At 46.5% G+C, this 18,740-nt stretch carries 15 protein-coding genes; all 15 read right to left on the bottom strand.

Translation table 11 applies throughout. The features are described 5' to 3' along the window. Nucleotides 1-70 precede the first annotated feature (70 nt). The 15 genes from murG to leuO all read right to left on the bottom strand — a co-directional run bounded on the left by murG (nucleotide 71) and on the right by leuO (nucleotide 18,393). Entirely contained in the window at nucleotides 71-1,138 is a 1,068-nt protein-coding gene (gene murG / locus Xsto_RS11440) for an undecaprenyldiphospho-muramoylpentapeptide beta-N-acetylglucosaminyltransferase (protein ID WP_099125130.1), read from the bottom strand. Next, nucleotides 1,135-2,328 (bottom strand): cell division protein FtsW, encoded by a 1,194-nt coding sequence (gene ftsW / locus Xsto_RS11435; RefSeq protein WP_099109910.1) that lies wholly within the window; start codon nucleotides 2,326-2,328, stop codon nucleotides 1,135-1,137. Before ftsW ends, murG begins: the two co-directional genes overlap by 4 nt. After that, nucleotides 2,328-3,638 (bottom strand): UDP-N-acetylmuramoyl-L-alanine--D-glutamate ligase, encoded by a 1,311-nt coding sequence (gene murD, locus Xsto_RS11430; protein ID WP_099125141.1) that lies wholly within the window; start codon nucleotides 3,636-3,638, stop codon nucleotides 2,328-2,330. The genes ftsW and murD overlap by 1 nt, the downstream gene beginning before the upstream one ends. 17 nt (nucleotides 3,639-3,655) lie before the next feature. Beyond that, nucleotides 3,656-4,738 (bottom strand): phospho-N-acetylmuramoyl-pentapeptide-transferase, encoded by a 1,083-nt coding sequence (mraY, locus tag Xsto_RS11425; RefSeq protein ID WP_099122653.1) that lies wholly within the window; start codon nucleotides 4,736-4,738, stop codon nucleotides 3,656-3,658. Next, the gene (gene murF / locus Xsto_RS11420; RefSeq protein ID WP_099125129.1) at nucleotides 4,732-6,114 is read right to left on the bottom strand and encodes a UDP-N-acetylmuramoyl-tripeptide--D-alanyl-D-alanine ligase; all 1,383 of its coding nucleotides are present in this window, start codon (nucleotides 6,112-6,114) and stop codon (nucleotides 4,732-4,734) included. Before murF ends, mraY begins: the two co-directional genes overlap by 7 nt. Further along, a complete protein-coding gene (murE, locus tag Xsto_RS11415; RefSeq protein WP_099125128.1) occupies nucleotides 6,111-7,613 on the bottom strand; it encodes a UDP-N-acetylmuramoyl-L-alanyl-D-glutamate--2,6-diaminopimelate ligase in 1,503 nt (500 codons plus the stop codon). The genes murF and murE overlap by 4 nt, the downstream gene beginning before the upstream one ends. A gap of 42 nt (nucleotides 7,614-7,655) precedes the next feature. After that, complete coding sequence (locus Xsto_RS11410) at nucleotides 7,656-9,410, bottom strand: peptidoglycan glycosyltransferase FtsI (protein WP_099109914.1); 1,755 nt, start codon at nucleotides 9,408-9,410, stop codon at nucleotides 7,656-7,658. 28 nt (nucleotides 9,411-9,438) lie between these two features. Further along, nucleotides 9,439-9,759: a cell division protein FtsL gene (ftsL, locus tag Xsto_RS11405; RefSeq protein ID WP_099109915.1), complete on the bottom strand. Its 321-nt coding sequence runs from the start codon at nucleotides 9,757-9,759 to the stop codon at nucleotides 9,439-9,441. After that, nucleotides 9,756-10,715 carry a 16S rRNA (cytosine(1402)-N(4))-methyltransferase RsmH gene (gene rsmH / locus Xsto_RS11400; protein WP_099109916.1) on the bottom strand — a complete coding sequence of 320 codons (960 nt, stop codon included), beginning with the start codon at nucleotides 10,713-10,715 and terminating at the stop codon, nucleotides 9,756-9,758. Before rsmH ends, ftsL begins: the two co-directional genes overlap by 4 nt. A gap of 2 nt (nucleotides 10,716-10,717) precedes the next feature. Then, nucleotides 10,718-11,176: a division/cell wall cluster transcriptional repressor MraZ gene (gene mraZ / locus Xsto_RS11395; RefSeq protein WP_099125127.1), complete on the bottom strand. Its 459-nt coding sequence runs from the start codon at nucleotides 11,174-11,176 to the stop codon at nucleotides 10,718-10,720. Between the two features lie 650 nt (nucleotides 11,177-11,826). After that, the gene (gene cra / locus Xsto_RS11390) at nucleotides 11,827-12,834 is read right to left on the bottom strand and encodes a catabolite repressor/activator (protein WP_099125126.1); all 1,008 of its coding nucleotides are present in this window, start codon (nucleotides 12,832-12,834) and stop codon (nucleotides 11,827-11,829) included. Nucleotides 12,835-12,923: 89 nt separating this feature from the next. Then, nucleotides 12,924-13,418, bottom strand: coding sequence for an acetolactate synthase small subunit (gene ilvN / locus Xsto_RS11385; RefSeq protein ID WP_086956589.1), 495 nt, complete (start codon nucleotides 13,416-13,418; stop codon nucleotides 12,924-12,926). After that, entirely contained in the window at nucleotides 13,418-15,145 is a 1,728-nt protein-coding gene (ilvI, locus tag Xsto_RS11380; RefSeq protein ID WP_099125125.1) for an acetolactate synthase 3 large subunit, read from the bottom strand. Before ilvI ends, ilvN begins: the two co-directional genes overlap by 1 nt. 274 nt (nucleotides 15,146-15,419) lie before the next feature. Further along, nucleotides 15,420-17,222 carry an AMP-dependent synthetase/ligase gene (locus Xsto_RS11375; RefSeq protein WP_099125124.1) on the bottom strand — a complete coding sequence of 601 codons (1,803 nt, stop codon included), beginning with the start codon at nucleotides 17,220-17,222 and terminating at the stop codon, nucleotides 15,420-15,422. Between the two features lie 226 nt (nucleotides 17,223-17,448). Then, entirely contained in the window at nucleotides 17,449-18,393 is a 945-nt protein-coding gene (gene leuO / locus Xsto_RS11370; RefSeq protein ID WP_099109920.1) for a transcriptional regulator LeuO, read from the bottom strand. Between the last annotated feature and the right edge of the window lie 347 nt (nucleotides 18,394-18,740).

Here is an 18,740-nt window from a genome sequence, read left to right as displayed (position 1 = left end):
TAATCTTCACTAGTTATGTTTACTTCTCCGCCCTGCCGGTATCTTAAAAACCCACAGAACGGCCTGAATTCTATTTTTTAGCGGCATCAATCAATGCCGCGGCTACTCGTTCAGTGGCATCGATAATGGCAACAGAATGAGCTTTTTCTGCCATTTCCTGCAATTGCGGACGCTGCCACTGTTTCAGCAATTCCACGACGGTATCCGCCGTAAATTGAGGCTGTTCAAGTATTTTTGCTGCTCCTGCTTGTTCCAGCGGCAACGCATTCCAATATTGCTGGCGATCTTTATGCTGAAACGGTATAAAAATCGCCGGTAAACCTGCCGCTGAAATTTCACTGACGGTCAACGCACCAGAGCGGCAAATGACGATATCAGCCCACGCGTAAGCCTGCGCCATATCATCAATAAACTCAGTCACCCTGAAATCAGCGACAGCTAAATCAGCATATTTTTTCTGTGTTTCTGCCTGTGCACCTTTGCCCGCCTGATGCCATACAGAGATACTGTCTCCCAGACGGGAAGCGGCTTCTGGCATTGTCTGGTTCAGAATTCTTGCACCCTGACTACCACCAACAATAAGAACGCGCACAGGCCCTTGTCTGTCTGCGAGGCGCTGTGCTGGTGCAGGTAATGCCAACACATCTTTACGAACCGGATTACCGACCACCGGAGCATCCGGAAATGCTCCCGGAAAAGCCTGCAAAACTGTTTTTGCAATTTTAGCCAGCCAGCGGTTGGTTAATCCTGCGATACCGTTCTGCTCATGAAGAACAACCGGAACACCACACAACCATGCAGCAATACCGCCCGGCCCTGAGACGTATCCTCCCATTCCCAGCACTACGTCCGGCTGATAACGTCGGATAATCGTTTTTGCCTGCCGGATTGCCTTAAAAATTCTGATAGGTGCAGCAAGTAACGCTTTTATCCCTTTGCCCCGCAACCCTGAAATCTGAATAAACTCGATCTCTATGCCATGTTTCGGAACTAAATCAGCCTCCATGCGATCAGCTGTTCCCAACCAGCGAATCTCCCAGCCCTGTTCTTTCAAATAATGGGCAACTGCCAGCCCCGGAAACACATGGCCTCCGGTTCCGCCCGCCATTACCATCAACCGCCGGTTTTTGCCACTCATTTAGGGCTCCTTACGAACGCCTGCGCTTTTGCCAGACGCACTTCATAATCAATTCGCAATAATAAAACGATGGCCGTTGACATCACGATCAGACTCGAACCACCATAACTGACAAGAGGCAATGTCAGCCCTTTCGTCGGTAACATCCCTGAAGCTGCACCCACATTGATGAATGCCTGAAAGCTGAACCACAGACCAATGGCACAGGCCAGAAAACCTGCAAATCGCTGATCGAGCTGCAACGCGCGGCGGCCAATCATCATTGCGCGGAAAGCGACGAAGAATACCATTGCCAACACCAAAACCACACCTAAATAACCTAATTCTTCCCCTAAAATGGAGAAAATAAAGTCAGTGTGGGCTTCCGGCAGATATTCCAGTTTCTGAACTGAATTCCCAAGCCCTTGCCCGAAAAAGTCTCCGCGACCAAATGCCATCAGAGATTGTGTAAGCTGATAGCCACTACCGAAAGGGTCATCCCACGGATTCAGGAAAGAAGTTACCCTGCGCACACGGTATGGCTCCGCAATAATCAACACGATAACCGCAAAGATGCCGCAGCCAATGATGGCAAGAAACTGCCACAGTTTTGCCCCCGCCAAAAATAACAGAGCCAGAGTTGTTACAAACAGTACAACCACGGTTCCCAAATCGGGTTGGGCCAGCAGCAGGACAGCCAGCGCGATCATGACGCCCATCGGCTTACAGAACCCCCAGAAGTTGTTTCTCACCTCTTCGACTTTTCTCACCAGATAACTGGAGAGGTAACAAAAGAGTGACAACTTCGATAATTCCGCCGGCTGAATACGTAGAGGGCCAATGGCTACCCAACGAGATGCCCCATTCACTGAGCTACCCACAAACAGCACGACAACCAGCATCATGATCGTCATTAATAACATAACAATGCTGTAACGCTGCCAGAACGCCATCGGAATGCGCAGCGTAATCAGCGACAGGCCAAATGACAGCCCCAGATAAGCTGCATCGCGATTCGAAAAGATAAATGGATCCTGAGCAAGACGCTGCCCGACTGGCATTGAAGCCGATGTCACCATCACAAAACCAATCGCCGCTAACCCAAGTACCATCCAGACCAGGGTACGATCATACATGACGATATCTGTGGGATCTGTCTCCACATTACCCGCCAGCCAATTTTTAAATTTACCGAGGCCCGGAATGATCATTAACCCAACTCCTCCGCCAAACGGGAGAACTCATAACCCCGCTGTTCAAAACCACTAAACTGATCAAAGCTCGCACAGGCCGGTGACAATAACACCATGTCTCCGCTAACCAATTTGGGGGTAATTTCCCTCATGGCCTGTTCCATCGTATCCGTCAGTGTGGAAATTTCAGGACGCAGCTGCGCCAGTTGATTTCCATCACGACCAAAACAATAAAGACGAATGTTATTTCCGGCTAAATAAGACCGAAGAGGGGTGAAATCAGCTTCTTTCCCGTCTCCACCGACTAACAGGTAAAGTGTTCCCTCCAGCATCAGGCCACTCAATGCTGCCTGAGTGCTGCCGACATTTGTGGCTTTGGAATCATTAACCCAGCGAATACCGTTTCTCATATGAACTACCTGAAAACGGTGAGCCAGCCCCTGATAAGTACGCAGTGCCCGCAGACTTGCTTCACGGGGGATATTAACCGCATCGGCCAGCGCCAGCGCAGCAAGCCCGTTAGTGTAATTATGCTGACCTGTCAGACACATCTCACGTGTAGACAGGACGGGCTGTTGATTGGCAACTAATTGTTGCTGTTCACTGTCAAGCCGGTAATCACCACTTCCTACACCAAAACTGATACAACGGCTGTCTTTACCTGCTACCGGCAGGGTCAGATCATCCTGCTCATTCACAACACATACTTTGGACTGATCATAGATGCGCAGCTTGGCTGCGCGATATTGAGCCAGCCCTTCAGGGTAGCGAACCATATGGTCTTCGGTGACATTCAGCACAGTCGCAGCAGCTGCCCGCAGGCTGTAAGTTGTCTCAAGCTGAAAACTGGAAAGTTCCAAAACATAAAGCTGGCAAGGTTGCTTCAGTAACTCCAGAGCCGGAACACCGATATTCCCTCCAACTCCAACCTGCCATTCAGCAGCTTTCGCCATTTCACCCACCAGAGTGGTTACTGTGCTTTTACCATTTGAACCCGTAATCGCCACAATCGGCGCTGTTGCCTCACGGCAGAACAGTTCAATATCTCCGACTATTTCAATGCCAGCATCAGCCGCGGCCTTGAGTTCAGGTGTTGCCAGCGCAATACCCGGGCTGGCGACAATTAAATCAGCTTCCATCAGCCACTGTTTGTTGAAGCTGCCGGTGTGACATTCAACATTATCAGGCAGCTTGTCACTTCCCGGCGGTACGATACGGGTATCCATCACACGAGGAATCACGCCACGCGCCATGAAAAAGTCAACGCAGGAAAGGCCGGTTAACCCCAGCCCAACAATAACGACTTTTTTACCTTCGTATTTTGTCATGATCCGTTCAGTCATGATTAACGTACCTTCAGTGTTGCCAGACCAATCAGTACCAGCATCAGGGAAATAATCCAGAAACGTACAATAACGCGTGGCTCCGGCCAGCCTTTCAGCTCATAGTGATGGTGAATAGGAGCCATACGGAAAATACGCTGACCGCGTAACTTGAACGAGCCGACCTGCAAAATAACGGACAGTGTTTCCACAACAAATACCCCGCCCATAATGACCAGCAGAAATTCCTGACGCAGTAACACCGCGATGGTTCCCAGCGCTCCGCCCAGAGCCAGTGAGCCAACATCGCCCATGAAAACCTGTGCCGGATAGGTGTTGAACCACAGGAAACCCAGCCCTGCCCCGACAATTGCGGTGCAGACAATCACTAATTCACCGGCATGGCTCAGGTAAGGAATATGCAAATAATTGGCAAAATTGACGTTACCTGTTGCCCATGCCACTAATGCAAAACCGGCTGCCACCAGTACGGTTGGCATAATTGCCAGACCATCCAGCCCATCGGTCAGGTTAACGGCATTACTGGTTCCGACAATTACGAAATAAGTCAGCAAGATGTACAACAGGCCAAGCTGCGGCATCACATCTTTGAAAAACGGCACAACCAATTGTGTCGCCGGCGTATCTTTACCAATGCTGTACATCGCAAATGCCACACCAAGCGCCAGTACGGACTGCCAGAAATATTTCCAGCGGGCAATCAACCCCTTCGTGTCTTTACGGACAACCTTCCGATAGTCATCAACGAACCCGACGATGCCGTAACCCAGCAGTACAGCCAGTACACACCAGACATAAGGGTTATCCAGACGCGCCCATAGCAGGACAGAAATAGTAATAGAAAACAGGATCAGCAACCCGCCCATCGTCGGTGTTCCGCGCTTGCTGAAATGGGACTCCGGCCCATCGTTACGTACAACCTGACCGATCTGTAACTTTTGCAGATAAGCAATCAGAGTTGGCCCCATCCACAATGCAATAGACAAAGCAGTCAGCAAACCGACAATCGCTCTGAACGTCAGATAGGAAAAGACGTTAAATCCTGTATGATACTTAACCAGATACTCAGCCAGCCAAACTAACATTGGAAGTTCTCCTTCAGTGAGTCCACTACCTCTTCCATTTTGGCGCTGCGTGAACCTTTAATTAATACAGAAATCGTTTCGTGTTGCTTCAATACAGGAAGCAGTGCTGCAACTAACTCGGCCTTGCTGGAAAAATGCTGACCACGACCACTTGCATCACTAATATGAGCACTTAAAGGCCCGACGCTAAGCAGTTGTTCAATGTCTGTCGATGCAACAGCTTCACCAACCTGACGGTGGCACTCAATCGCCTGCTCACCCAATTCACCCATATCGCTGACCACCATCACGCGATAGCCGGGCATCCGGGCTAATACCTGTGCGGCAGCAATCATGGAGCCGGGATTGGCATTATAAGTATCATCCAGCACCACTTTTCCGGCGGCCAGAGAAACCGGGAATAACCGCCCCGGCACCGCTTTCAGCCCTAATAAACCGGTACGAATATCATCGAGGGATGCTCCGACTGAAATCGCCAGTGCACTGGCGGCTAAGACATTGGCTATATTGTGTTTTCCGGGCAACGGCAACGCGATTTCACAATTGCCGATTGGTGTATGCAGACAGAAGCGCGTTTCCAGAGGCTGCTCCTGAATATCTGTCACATAAAAATCGGCGTCTGCCGCAGGTGTAATGGAAAAACGCCATACCGTCTGCTGATCACTGATGCTCTGCTGCCAGTTATGCCAGTCATTGCTGTCCAGATTGATAATGGCGGTGCCTGTGGACGAAAGCCCTGCAAAAATTTCACCTTTTGCTTTGGCCACTCCCGCCAGTGAACCAAATCCTTCCAGATGGGCAGAAAACAGATTATTAACCAGCGCACTTTCAGGCCGAACCATATCAGTGGTATACGCAATTTCACCAATATGGTTAGCACCCAGCTCAATAACCGCAAACTGGTGTTCCGGCGTAAGGCGGAACAGGGTTAACGGTACACCGATATCGTTATTAAAGTTGCCTGCGGTATAAAGCGTATTACCGCATTGACGTAAAATCGCAGCAGTCATCTCTTTCACGGAGGTTTTGCCGGAAGACCCCGTCAATGCAACAATTCGTGCATTGCTTTGCCCGCGAACCCAGCCCGCCAGTTTGCCCATTGCCAAACGGGTGTCTTCTACAACCACCTGAGGGCAATCCACTTCAAGAGGTCGCTCGACCAACAAAACAGCGGCGCCTTGCTTCGCTACATCAGCCGCGAAGTGATGGGCATCAAAGTTTTCCCCTTTTAAAGCAATGAACAGATCACCACCTGTGATTTTGCGGCTGTCAGTTGTCACCGCTTCAATACGGATAATGGCCGCCTGTTGCCCGGAAACGTGATGTAACGTTCCCTCGGTCACTTGTGCCAGCTGTTGTAGAGTCAGTGAGATCATGCTGTCACCCCCAACAGACGCGCAACTGTCAGACGATCTGAATAATCCAGACGGCGGTTCCCTACCAATTGATAGTCTTCATGGCCTTTACCTGCGACTAACACAACATCGTCTTCTGCCGCCTGCATAATGGCACTGGTAACTGCTTCAACACGCCCATGAATCACCATCGCACGGCCCGGATCGATGAAGCCTGTCAGAATATCCGCAACTATGGACTGAGGCTCTTCGCTACGTGGATTGTCATCAGTCACAACCACCCGATCTGCCTCTTGCTCAGCAACTCCTCCCATTAATGGGCGTTTGCCCTTATCGCGATCGCCTCCACAACCGAATACACACCAGAGCTGCCCTTTGCAGTGCAGTCTTGCTGCTGCCAGGGCTTTTTCCAGTGCATCCGGTGTGTGAGCATAATCGACGACTACCGTAGGACGGCCTGAGGCTGCAAATACTTCCATTCGCCCACAAACCGGGATCAGACAAGATACAGTTGCCAGCAGTTTTTCTAACGGATATTCCAGTGATAATAGCGTTGCAAGAGCTAATAACAGGTTGCTGACATTAAAGGCTCCCATCAGAGGGCTTTCAATAGTTCCGCTTCCCCAGCTGGATGTGAAGGTAATAGACGCGCCTTTATCGTGGTAATGAATGTCTTTTGCCGATAACCACCGCCCCTGCCAGTTTTCCGGCAGGCGATTTTCCATCGTGACAGCGACGGTTTCAGATAACACTGCATCAGGTAAGCGGGATAACCATTTCAGACCGATGTCATCATCAGCATTAATAATTTTTTGTTTAACGTTATGCGTGCTGAACAGCAGCCATTTGGCTTCTTCGTAGCTTTCCATATCGCCATGATAATCAAGGTGATCACGGCTTAAATTAGTAAAAACAGCGGCCTGATACGGTAACGAGGCTACACGGCTTTGAATTAAGCCATGTGATGAAACTTCCATTGCTGCAAACGTTGCTTTCTGATTGACGAGTTGCTGTAAATCAAGCTGAATGTCAACGGCTGAACCTGTCGTATTTTCAGTTGGAACCGTCATGCCCAGCAGACCATTTCCCACCGTTCCCATCACGGCACTGGTTTCTCCCAGCCCCTGACTCCACTGTGCCAACAATTGTGTTGTTGTTGTTTTACCGTTGGTTCCTGTGACGCCAACCAGCTTTAATTTGTTACCCGGGTGCTGATAAAATTCACCTGCCAATTTCGACAGTTTATTATTTAAATCATCAAAATAGATAACCGGAACACCGTGCATTTCCTGAATGGTGCCGTTATCCGCTTTTCCCTCCGCTTCAGCGATCACCGCAGCGACCCCCTGAGCGATGGCTTGAGGAATGTATTTTCGACCATCTGCCTGATGCCCTTTAACCGCAACAAACAGATCTCCGGCAGCCGCTTTGCGGCTGTCCAATGTCATTTCTCGTAGCGGAAGCTCAGGGGCGTTAATCCCCCAGAGAGCTAACAAATCGCGTAAATTACGATCTTCCACTTTTATCCTCTTTTTATTTATTCATCACAGATTAGTTATTAATTAGTTATCAACTACAAACTCTTTTTTATCGTCCGCAGGCAAGGCATCAGGCTCAACATTCATCGTACGGAGAACACCACTCATGATGGCACCGAAGATAGGCGCTGAAACTGCACCGCCATAATATTTTCCTGCCTGTGGATCATCGATAATCACAACCAGTGCAAAACGTGGATTACTCGCAGGTGCAACACCTGCGGTATAGGAAATATATTTATTTACATATTTACCGTCCGGCCCGACCTTTTTAGCCGTACCGGTTTTAATCGCAATACGATAACCTTTTATCGCCGCACGTACCCCACCACCACCGGGTAGTGCCACACTTTCCATCATGTGTACCACTGTGCGCATAATATGCTCAGGAAATACCCGGGTTCCCGGAACGGGGGGATCAACTTTGGTAATCGATAATGGACGATAAACACCCAGACTACCTATCGTTGCATAGACTCGCGCTAACTGTAACGGTGTTACCATCAGCCCGTAGCCGAAGGAGAAGGTGGCCCTCTCAAGATCTGACCACCTTTGTCTATTTTTTGGAAATACGCCACTCTTTTCTCCGACCAACCCCAAATCGGTCGGTTTTCCCATCCCAAAGCGGTAGTACACATCTACCAGCTCTGAGGCAGGCATCGCTAACGCCAGTTTAGAAACACCAACGTTACTCGACTTCTGTAAGATCCCCGTGATGGTTAATTCAGAGCGAGGGGCCACGTCTTTAATTTCATGGCCTCTCGAACCATACATCAATCGGTAGGGTCTGGTATCCAATACGGTATTTTCTTTGACAATCCCATTATTCAGCGCGCTCATCACAACCAGCGGTTTTATCGTGGAGCCGGGTTCAAACATGTCAGTGATAGCCCGGTTACGCATCGCGTCTTTGGGAGTGCCAGCCAGATTATTCGGGTTATAGGACGGGCTGTTTGCCATTGCCAGAACTTCGCCGGTATTAACATCTACTAATACGGCTGTACCGGATTCAGCCTTGTTAAGTACGACGGCTTTAGTTAATTCCCGATAGACCAATGTCTGTAGACGTTCATCAATACTGAGCGCCAAATCATGAGCAGCCCTGCTGTCTACAGATGAGATGTCCTCAATCACCCGACCGTTACGATCCTTACGGACAGTCCGGCTACCCGGTTTACCCGTCAGCCAGCTGTCGAAACTCTTTTCCACCCCTTCAATACCATTGCCATCGATATTGGTCACACCGATAATGTGTGCCGTCACCTGACCGGCCGGATAATAACGGCGGGACTCCTGACGCAAATAGATACCCGGGAGTTTCAGTTTTCCGACATAATCGCCAATTGAGGTATTAACCTGACGGGCAAGATAGACGAATCGACCTTTGGGATATTCATTAATTTTACTGGTGAGTTGGTCTAGAGGAATAGAGAGTGCATCAGCCAACGCTTGCCAACGGGTATCATCTGTAATCCCGCCTTTTTCAAAGACTTCTTTCGGGTCCGCCCAGACGGCATCTACCGGTACGCTGACAGCCAGCGGACGCCCATTGCGGTCGTTAATCATACCACGAGAGGTAGGAATGGACTGGACACGCAAAGAGCGGGAATCCCCCTCTTTCACCAAACGGTCAGGGTTGATAATCTGCAAATAAGCCACTCGAATCAAAAGCCCGATTAAAGCAAGCGAAATGCCCCCGCAGAGCAAGACAAAACGCCACTTAACAAAACTGGCTTTATCTTCTTGTTTTTTCAACTTTAAAGAGCGTGCAGCTTTCATCGCCTACCTTTTAGTTGTCAACTGGACTTTATTGAGTGATCACAATATTTTCTTGTGCTGGATCGACATGTTGCATGTGAAATTTTTCAGTCGCTATAGATTCGATCCGACTGTGGTCACCCAATGCATTTTCTTCAAGGAGCAAGTTACGCCATTCAATATCCTGAGCATCAATCTGAATTGCCTGACGTTCTTTCTCCGCAGTCAATAAGCGGGTCTGATGGGTGACCGTCACTACACTGATGGCTGAAACCACAACAGCCACCAGTAAAATCAGTGGGATTTTGGCATTACGGAACAAATCCCTGCCAATAACTCCCACTAATCCATGACGTTCACCTGCCACTATTCACCTGCCTTCTCATCACCCGCCTTTTCAGCAAATCGCAATACCGAACTTCTTGCTCTCGGATTGGTTGCCACTTCATCCTCTGAGGGTTTTAACCTGCCAATTGATTTCAGACTACGTCCTCCCAATGCCCTCAATTGTACTTCGGTAAGCGGCAGACCTGCCGGCACCTTAGGCCCCTGACTATGTTGCTGGATAAAGCGTTTCACGATGCGATCTTCCAACGAGTGGAAACTGATGACTGATAATCGCCCTTGTGGTGCTAAAACTTGCAATGCACCGTCCAATGCACGTTCTATTTCTTCCAGTTCACTGTTAATGTAGATTCTGATAGCCTGAAAACTGCGTGTCGCAGGATGCTTATGTTTCTCCTTAATTGGACTTGCCTTCGCAATTAACTCTGCCAATTCTCTGGTTCGCGTAATCGGTTCTTCCTGATTGCGAGCAACAATGGCTCTTGCAATACGTTTGGCAAAACGTTCTTCACCAAACGTTTTCAGTACCCACGCGATATCATCTGCTTCAGCCTTCATCAGCCACTCTGCGGCTGATTGCCCTCGGGTTGTATCCATCCGCATATCCAGTGGCCCGTCACGCATAAATGAGAAACCACGTTCAGGATCATCCAGCTGCGGTGAAGACACGCCTAAATCCAACAGTACACCATCAATCTGTCCAGCCAGACCTGCATCTTTTACATAGGTCGCCAAATCTGAAAATGGTCCATGTGTAATGGAAAAACGCGGGTCAGTAATCGCCTTTGATGCTTCAATGGCCTGCGGGTCGCGATCAATTGCCATCAAACGACCATTCGGCCCTAATTTTGATAAAATCAGGCGAGAGTGCCCCCCTCGCCCGAATGTTCCATCAATATAAATTCCATCTTCCCGGATATTCAGTCCATTGACAGCTTCATCCAGTAATACACTGGTATGCTTGAAATGACTATTTGCCATGTTTATAGTGATAAATCCTGTAGCCTTGCTGATAAAGGTTCTTGTGTAGATTGTTCAGCAGCGATGTCACTTTGTACTTGCTGATACCAGACCTGCTCATCCCACAATTCAAATTTATTAAATTGCCCAACCAGCATGACCTCTTTTGTTAGCCCTGCATGCTGACGCAATGTATGGGCTAACAAAAGACGTCCTGCACTGTCCATTTGGCATTCACTAGCGTGTCCTAATAACAAACGTTGAACACGACGTTCGGCTGGGTTCATGCTGGATAAGCGAGATAATTTTTCTTCGATGATTTCCCATTCGGGTAATGTATAAAGCAACAGACACGGCTGGTGAAGATCAATAGTACAAACCATTTGACCTTTTGATTCCGTATTCAGCATTTCCCTATATCGGGCGGGTACAGTAAGTCGCCCTTTAGTATCGAGATTAACCAGCGTTGCTCCACGAAACATACTCAGGTTACCCCTTGATGGCCGAAATCTCCACATTATCCCACAAATCACCACAATTAAGAGTTTACGGATGGTATGAAAACCTTGTCAAGCCAGAGCCAGTGTGCTTTAGCTAGATTTACAGAAAGATTTAAGAGAGAAAAAGAAGGATTTTTTAGATTTGGCAATATTATTGTCAGCTAACACTATGATAAAACTGATTTATTTATGAATGGCGCCAAGACTAACCTGAAAAAAATTTTTTAGGACAAATAATTATCACTTAAATTAATTTATGCAATCCATATCTCATTATTGCACAATTGTTAATCAATCGTAATCTATCAATAATAAAAATATACTCAGATCAAAATAGTATAAAAAGTAATAATAAGCTGAAATAAAGTAGAACAAAAAAACCTGCAATTATTTGAATATAAAGTATATAACTAAATATCTCACATAAAAGAAATAACTTATCTTTACAATATATTTCTTAAGCAAAGATATCGTTCTTTTCACCTTCAATAGCCTATTTGCCATTTTTTCACTCATAGATTTTCGTTCAGAAAAATTTTAGTCGGAATAGTCTCAAAATTAAATCAACGAATCTATTTGAATGATTTTTGGAACAACAGATTGCACCCTCACCTAAAATGAGGGCACACCAATCAGTCTTTACGACTCAAACTTCCCCGACGGCATAAGTGACGACGCATACGGGTTATTCCCGGTTCCGGCCTCTGTTTTTCATCAAGGCTAGCTAATACCAGTGACAAAGCCTGTTCAGCAACATCACGATGGCGCTGTGCTACCGATAATACCGGGCACTCAAGAAAATCAAGCAACTCATGATCACCAAATGTTGCAATGACTAGCTGTTCTGGCAACCGTCCGCTGCGTTTCAGAATGGTATCCATTACTCCCTGAAGCAAGGCAAATGAAGTCGTGTAAAGTACCTGAGGCAAAGGATTATTTTCCAGCCATGAAGCAAAAACGTCAGCCGCTGCTTCACGTTCATAGCTGTTCGCATAGAGATAATTCACCTGTCGCGGATCATTTTCCCATGCTTCGCGGAACCCTTGTTCACGTAAGAAACTGACGGATAATTCAGGCAGTGCGCCCAAATAAAGCACGGATTCTGAAGGAAACTGGCGTAATTCCTGTGCCAGCATTTTCGCATCTTCAAGATCGTCCCCGACAACACTGACGAAATGCTCGCTGTCCAATGCACGATCCAGCGCGATAATAGGCAGGGAGCGATTCGCCCAGCGCTGATAGAATGGATGCTCAGGAGGCAGAGCAGTGGAAACAATAATTGCATCAACTTGCCGTTGCAAAAGATGCTCAACACAACGCATTTCGTTATCTGGCTGGTCTTCAGAGCAGGCTATCAATAACTGATATCCGCGCTGCCGTGCCTGACGTTCAAGGTAGTTAGCAATACGGGTATAGCTCGTATTTTCCAAATCCGGTATCACTAAACCAATGGAGCGGGTACGTCCTGCCCGTAGACCGGCAGCAACAGCATTAGGGTGGTAGTTATGTTCTCTGACTACCGCCATTACTTTTTCTACTGTTTTATCGCTGACCCGATACTGTTTAGCTTTACCATTGATAACATAACTGGCCGTAGTACGTGAAACACCTGCTAAGCGGGCGATCTCATCCAGTTTCACATTAACCCCTCAGTAATATGATAGAAAAAGCCCCACGTTACAGTAGGGCCCAGTAAATATCTGTATATTAACCCGCAGATTGCGAATTTTCATCGCATAATTTTTTCTCCGCGCGCAACACCTACAATGCCTGATCGCGCCACTTCCACGATTTCTGCAACTTCCCGTACCGCATCAAGAAAGGCATCCAGCTTTTCGCTCGTGCCCACCAACTGAACAGTGTACAGTGACGAAGTCACATCAACGATCTGCCCACGAAAAATATCGGTGCTGCGTTTAATTTCTTCGCGCCCGTATCCACTGGCCTGCAATTTTACCAGCATGATTTCACGCTCAACGTGAGCACCAGCCGTTAACTCATTAACCCGCAGAACATCCACTAACTTATGCAGCTGTTTTTCTATCTGCTCCAATACCTTCGCATCACCTTTAGTCTGGATGGTCATGCGTGACAGAGTCGGGTCTTCCGTTGGTGCCACTGTCAGACTTTCAATATTATAACCCCGTTGGGAAAACAGACCCACTACGCGAGACAATGCTCCCGATTCGTTTTCAAGTAATACAGACAAAATCCGGCGCATGATCAGGTCCTCTCTGTTTTGCTTAACCACATCTCATCCATTGCTCCTCCACGGATCTGCATTGGATAAACGTGTTCTGTTTCATCAACGGTAACATCAACAAAAACCAGACGCTGGTTTTCTGTCACTTCACGCAAAGCCTGAGCCAATTTGCTTTCCAGCTCATCATAACTCTGGATGGAAACACCAATGTGCCCGTAAGCTTCTGCCAGCCTGACAAAATCGGGCAGTGATTCCATGTAGGACTGAGAATGGCGCCCCGCGTAAATGATATCCTGTATCTGTTTCACCATGCCCAAAAAACGGTTATTTAAGTTAAGCACCAGAACCGGTAAACCATACTGTAATGCGGTGGACAGCTCCTGAATATTCATCTGAATACTGCCATCGCCGGTCACACATATAACCGTTGCTTCCGGGTTTGCCAGCTTAACGCCCAGAGCCGCAGGCAGACCAAAGCCCATCGTTCCCAGACCACCGGAATTAATCCAACGCCTTGGCTTATCAAATGGATAATGCAGTGCAGCAAACATCTGATGCTGACCAACATCGGATGCAATATACGCATCTCCTTTGGTCAAACGATAAAGTGCTTCAATAACTGCCTGTGGTTTTATTTTCGGGCTGACGCGATCATAATCAAGGCATTTGCGATTACGCCACTGTTCAACAGATAGCCACCAGTCTTTGATTGCATCGGGATCCTGAGGGCTTTCCGTTGTGTCCAACAGCTCCACCATCTGACCGAGTACCTGTTTCGCATCGCCAACAATCGGAATATCCGCCGTCACCGTTTTAGAAATGGATGTTGGATCAATATCAATATGTAATACCGTCGCTTGCGGGCAATATTTTGCTAAATTATTGGTCGTGCGATCATCAAAACGCACCCCTACGGCAAGAATAATGTCGGCATTGTGCATCGCTTTATTGGCTTCAAACGTGCCATGCATCCCCAGCATACCCAGACTCTGCTGATGAGTAGCAGGAAAAGCACCAAGCCCCATCAATGAACTTGTCACAGGAAGACGAAGGGATTCCGCTAGTTTCAGCAATTCTTCTGAACAGTCCGAATTAATCGCACCGCCTCCTACATAAAGCACCGGTTTTTTCGCTTCCTGTAACGCTTTCAGTGCTCGCTTAATCTGTCCCTTATGCCCTTGAATCGTTGGATTGTAGGAGCGCATATTGATTTTTTCTGGATAAATATAGGGAAATTTCAGCGCTGGATTAACGGTATCTTTAGGGAAATCAATAACAACAGGTCCCGGACGGCCACTTGCAGCTAAATAAAAGGCTTTTTTGATTATATTTGGAATATCTTCCGCTTTCTTCACCAGAAAGCTATGTTTGACGATAGGACGGGAGATCCCCACCATATCACATTCCTGAAAAGCATCGTTACCGATCAAAGAGCTGGCCACCTGACCAGACAACACCACCATTGGGATCGAATCCATATACGCCGTTGCAATTCCGGTTATGGCGTTGGTTGCTCCCGGCCCTGAAGTGACCAGAACAACCCCCGTTTGCCCCGTTGAACGCGTATAACCATCCGCCATATGAACAGCGCCCTGTTCATGACGGACCAGAATATGTTCTATTCCGCCAATCGTATGTAAGGCATCATAAATATCCAGGACGGCCCCTCCCGGATAACCGAATACATGCTCAACGCCCTGATCGATTAACGATCTGACGACCATTTCGGCTCCTGACAACATCTCCATTGAGTTTGCCTCCAGGCTCTGTTTGCAAGTTAATGTCAGGACTTCATAAGGTCATCATGAGAGTGACCTTATTTATCCCATTCTATTTATTCGCAGTGTTTATTAGATTAGCATTCGTAATGACACGCATTTCATTAATACACTAAGCCATTAACATAACGTCAGATCTCAAGGTTATCAAACAACAATTCACATATTGAAAACATTTTTTTAATGAAATGATTTCGTTATTCTCAGTTAAACCAAAGCAGGAGCGTTATTATCCAGAGCTGATTCAATCCCGATACATGGATTCAATTTCACTCTGATAACGTTGAGAAATCACCTTACGCCGTAATTTCAGTGTCGGAGTCAGTTCGCCTTTTTCCATCGAAAAGGCTTCAGGCAACAGCGTAAAGCGTTTTACCTGATGGAATTTGGCGATATTTTTCTGCAATTCTTTCAGGCGTTGTTCAAATAATCCGATAATCTGATGATTACGCAGTAATTCCAAACGACTCTGGTAATGAAGATTTATCGATTTTGCGTAATCCTCCAGCGCTTCATAGCTGGGAACAATCAACGCTGAAACAAACTGGCGGGTATCGGCAATCACAGCAATATGCTCAATAAAACGATCCTGCCCCAGTGTTCCTTCAATTAATTGCGGAGCAATATATTTTCCCGTTGACGTTTTCATTAAATCTTTCAGGCGTTCTGTAATGAACAAATTCCCGGTTTCATCCAGCCCTCCGGCATCCCCTGTTCGCAGCCAGCCATCTTCAGTAAAAGCATGAACCGTGTCTTCCGGTCGATTGTAATACCCTTTCATTACGATTGGGCCACGTACCTGAATTTCACCCGCTGTGCTGATACGAATATCCACTCCGGGCAATGGCGTACCTATTGAACCCAACAGATAATTTTTCTCTTCCCAGCAGGAAACCGTGGCGCAGGTTTCCGTCATCCCATAACCGTATTTGATATTGAGCCCAACTGACAGGAAGAAGCGCATAATGGAGTCTTCAAGGCGTGCTCCGGCTACCGGCAGAAAACGGATCCGCCCACCTAATAGCTGGCGAAGTTTGTTCAGTACCAAACGATCAGCCAGTTTTTCGCCGCATAAAGAAAACGGACAGCCCTTTTTACCGTTTAATTGACGTGACCAACGGCGTTCACCCCGTTTGATCGCCCACTGGAAAATCATTCTGCGCCAGAATGGAGCGCGGGACACTTTCTCAAGAATTGCACTATGTATTTTTTCATACAGACGAGGAACAGAGCACATCACGGTCGGACGCACATCAACCATCGCCTCCCGAACAAAATTGGTGTCGGTCAGATAGACATTTAAGGCGCCTGTATGCATGACGTAATAACTCCATGCACGCTCAAAAATATGGGATAACGGCAGAAAACTGAGAGATACATCCTGTTCAGTCAGCGTCAACCGCTGATCATGCAGATAAAGCTGGGCGGCGATATTCTGGTAATCCAGCATGACACCTTTTGGCTCTCCTGTTGTACCGGAGGTATAAATCAGCGTAAAAAGATCATGCAAATCCAATCCGGCAATGCGGCTATCAAGTTCAGCCTGATACTGTGGCCTGTCATCAGCAATAAATGCCGATAAATACAATGCTTGTGGACATTCGTTCAAATCGACAGATTCATCCAGAACAATCAGATGATTAAGCTGCGGGCAAAGGGCTAACAATGTCAACGCTATATCGTACTGCTCCTGCCCTCCCACAAATAATATCCGTACTCCTGCATCATTGAGAATAAATGCAGCCTGATCTCGGCTACTTGTCGCATAAAGCGGTACTGTGACGGCCCGTAACTGCAAAATGGCCAGATCCGATAATGACCATGCCATTGAGTTATCGGCAAAAATACCGATTTTCTCCTGAATGCCCACCTCAAGTGACAGCAGGGATCTTGCAATGGATTTCGTTTTACTATCAACATCCTGCCAGCTCATTTCAAGCTGTTCTGATGCTGACCATTGGCGAAATGCAATTTTTTCAGGGTATTTGCTGACTTGCTGTTGTAATCGCGTGATCAAGTGATAGGAGTGGAGAGAATTTGTTACCACAATATATTCCTGTTCTAAATCTTTGGTTCATCACATTCAGCAAGAAAACTGCCTAATTTTCAGCTTACATGTGTTAGCTATTTTCGCGCAGTCTACCCATTCCTGATGAAAGGGGGAAGCGTATTTTTAATAAGACAGGCCTCCCTAAAAAGAGGGAGGCCTGCTACTGTAATGCGATTCGAAATAGATTGGATAAAAGATAACGACAGATGAATACCGCGTTTTATTACCGGTCGCCAAGACAACTCAGTAATGATTTCATCCACTGATGTCCTTTATCTCTGTTCATTGAAGCATGCCATATCAAATAACACGGGCGGGAAACACTGTTATTAGGCAATGATACAGTACGGATATTTAACTGCCCGGAATAGTGCTCAACCATCCATTTAGGCGCGATGGCAACCAGATAAGTCTGAGATACGATGTTAAGAACACTATTTAAATCAGTTCCCTGATAAGAGACAGAATCTATTAATTCACTGTTTTCATAGTAAGGTTTGCTGAAGGAATCTGAATTATCTAATGCTACAATTGCATGACGCTCATCCTGCAATTGCTGCTGACTGATACATTCACCAATTCTGGGATGACTTTGAGAAACAGCCAGAACCAGCTCGTCATCAAATAATGGGAAATGCTGAAAATCAGGGTGTTCAAATTGGGTATAACTGATAACAAATTCGATTTCTTGATATTTTAATTTCTTCTCAATATTGTCGTTTATTTGTGTTTTAATCACGACATCGATATTGGGAGAATGCCTTTTTATTTCACCAACAATTTGAGCAGCTAAACGGATATCAAGTGGACTACAGATAGAAAGATTAAATGTTCTTACACTATTATCGGGATCAAACCCTGCTCCGGGTAACTCATTATGTACAATCTGAAGTGCTTGCCTAAGTGGCCCGAAAAGTTGTTTTGCCCTCGCCGTTGGCTGAATACCACGCCCATGCCGCACAAATAATTCATCATCAAACATCGTTTTTAAGCGAGCTACTGCGTTACTGACCGCCGGTTGTGACATACCTAATGCCTGAGCTGCACGTGTAATATTCTGCATTTGCATAACAGCATCAAAAACCGTCAGCAAATTGAGATCTACACTACGCAATTGAACTTCACATGGTTCTTTTTTTCCTGTGTTTACCAGGTTGCATCCAGCCATTATTTAATTTCACTCCACTATATTTATTGCGGCGATCTTATTATTAATAAATGAATATAGACTGCCTTACCATGTAAGTTTCAACATTTTAAAGAGCTACTTCAAATAATAAGATCATTTATCTCAATCAATGACAATTTAATTGAGATTCTTCCTTGTATAAAAACAATTATATATTATTAAAAATAATCAAAAATAAATTATTAACCCATAACTCTGAATTAGAATAATCCTTATGAATTTGTTTATATAAATTTTCCAGCAGGATTAAATTGTTATGTTAACTATGGCTGGTTATTTTCCAGCGCACAGAAGAAAATTTATTCATATGATGAATAAATATTTTT

The sequence above is a fragment of the Xenorhabdus stockiae genome (assembly GCF_002632825.1).
Lineage (GTDB): Bacteria > Pseudomonadota > Gammaproteobacteria > Enterobacterales > Enterobacteriaceae > Xenorhabdus > Xenorhabdus stockiae.
The sequence above is the reverse complement of the archived record's forward strand: the minus strand, read 5'-3'. Positions and strand labels throughout refer to the sequence as shown.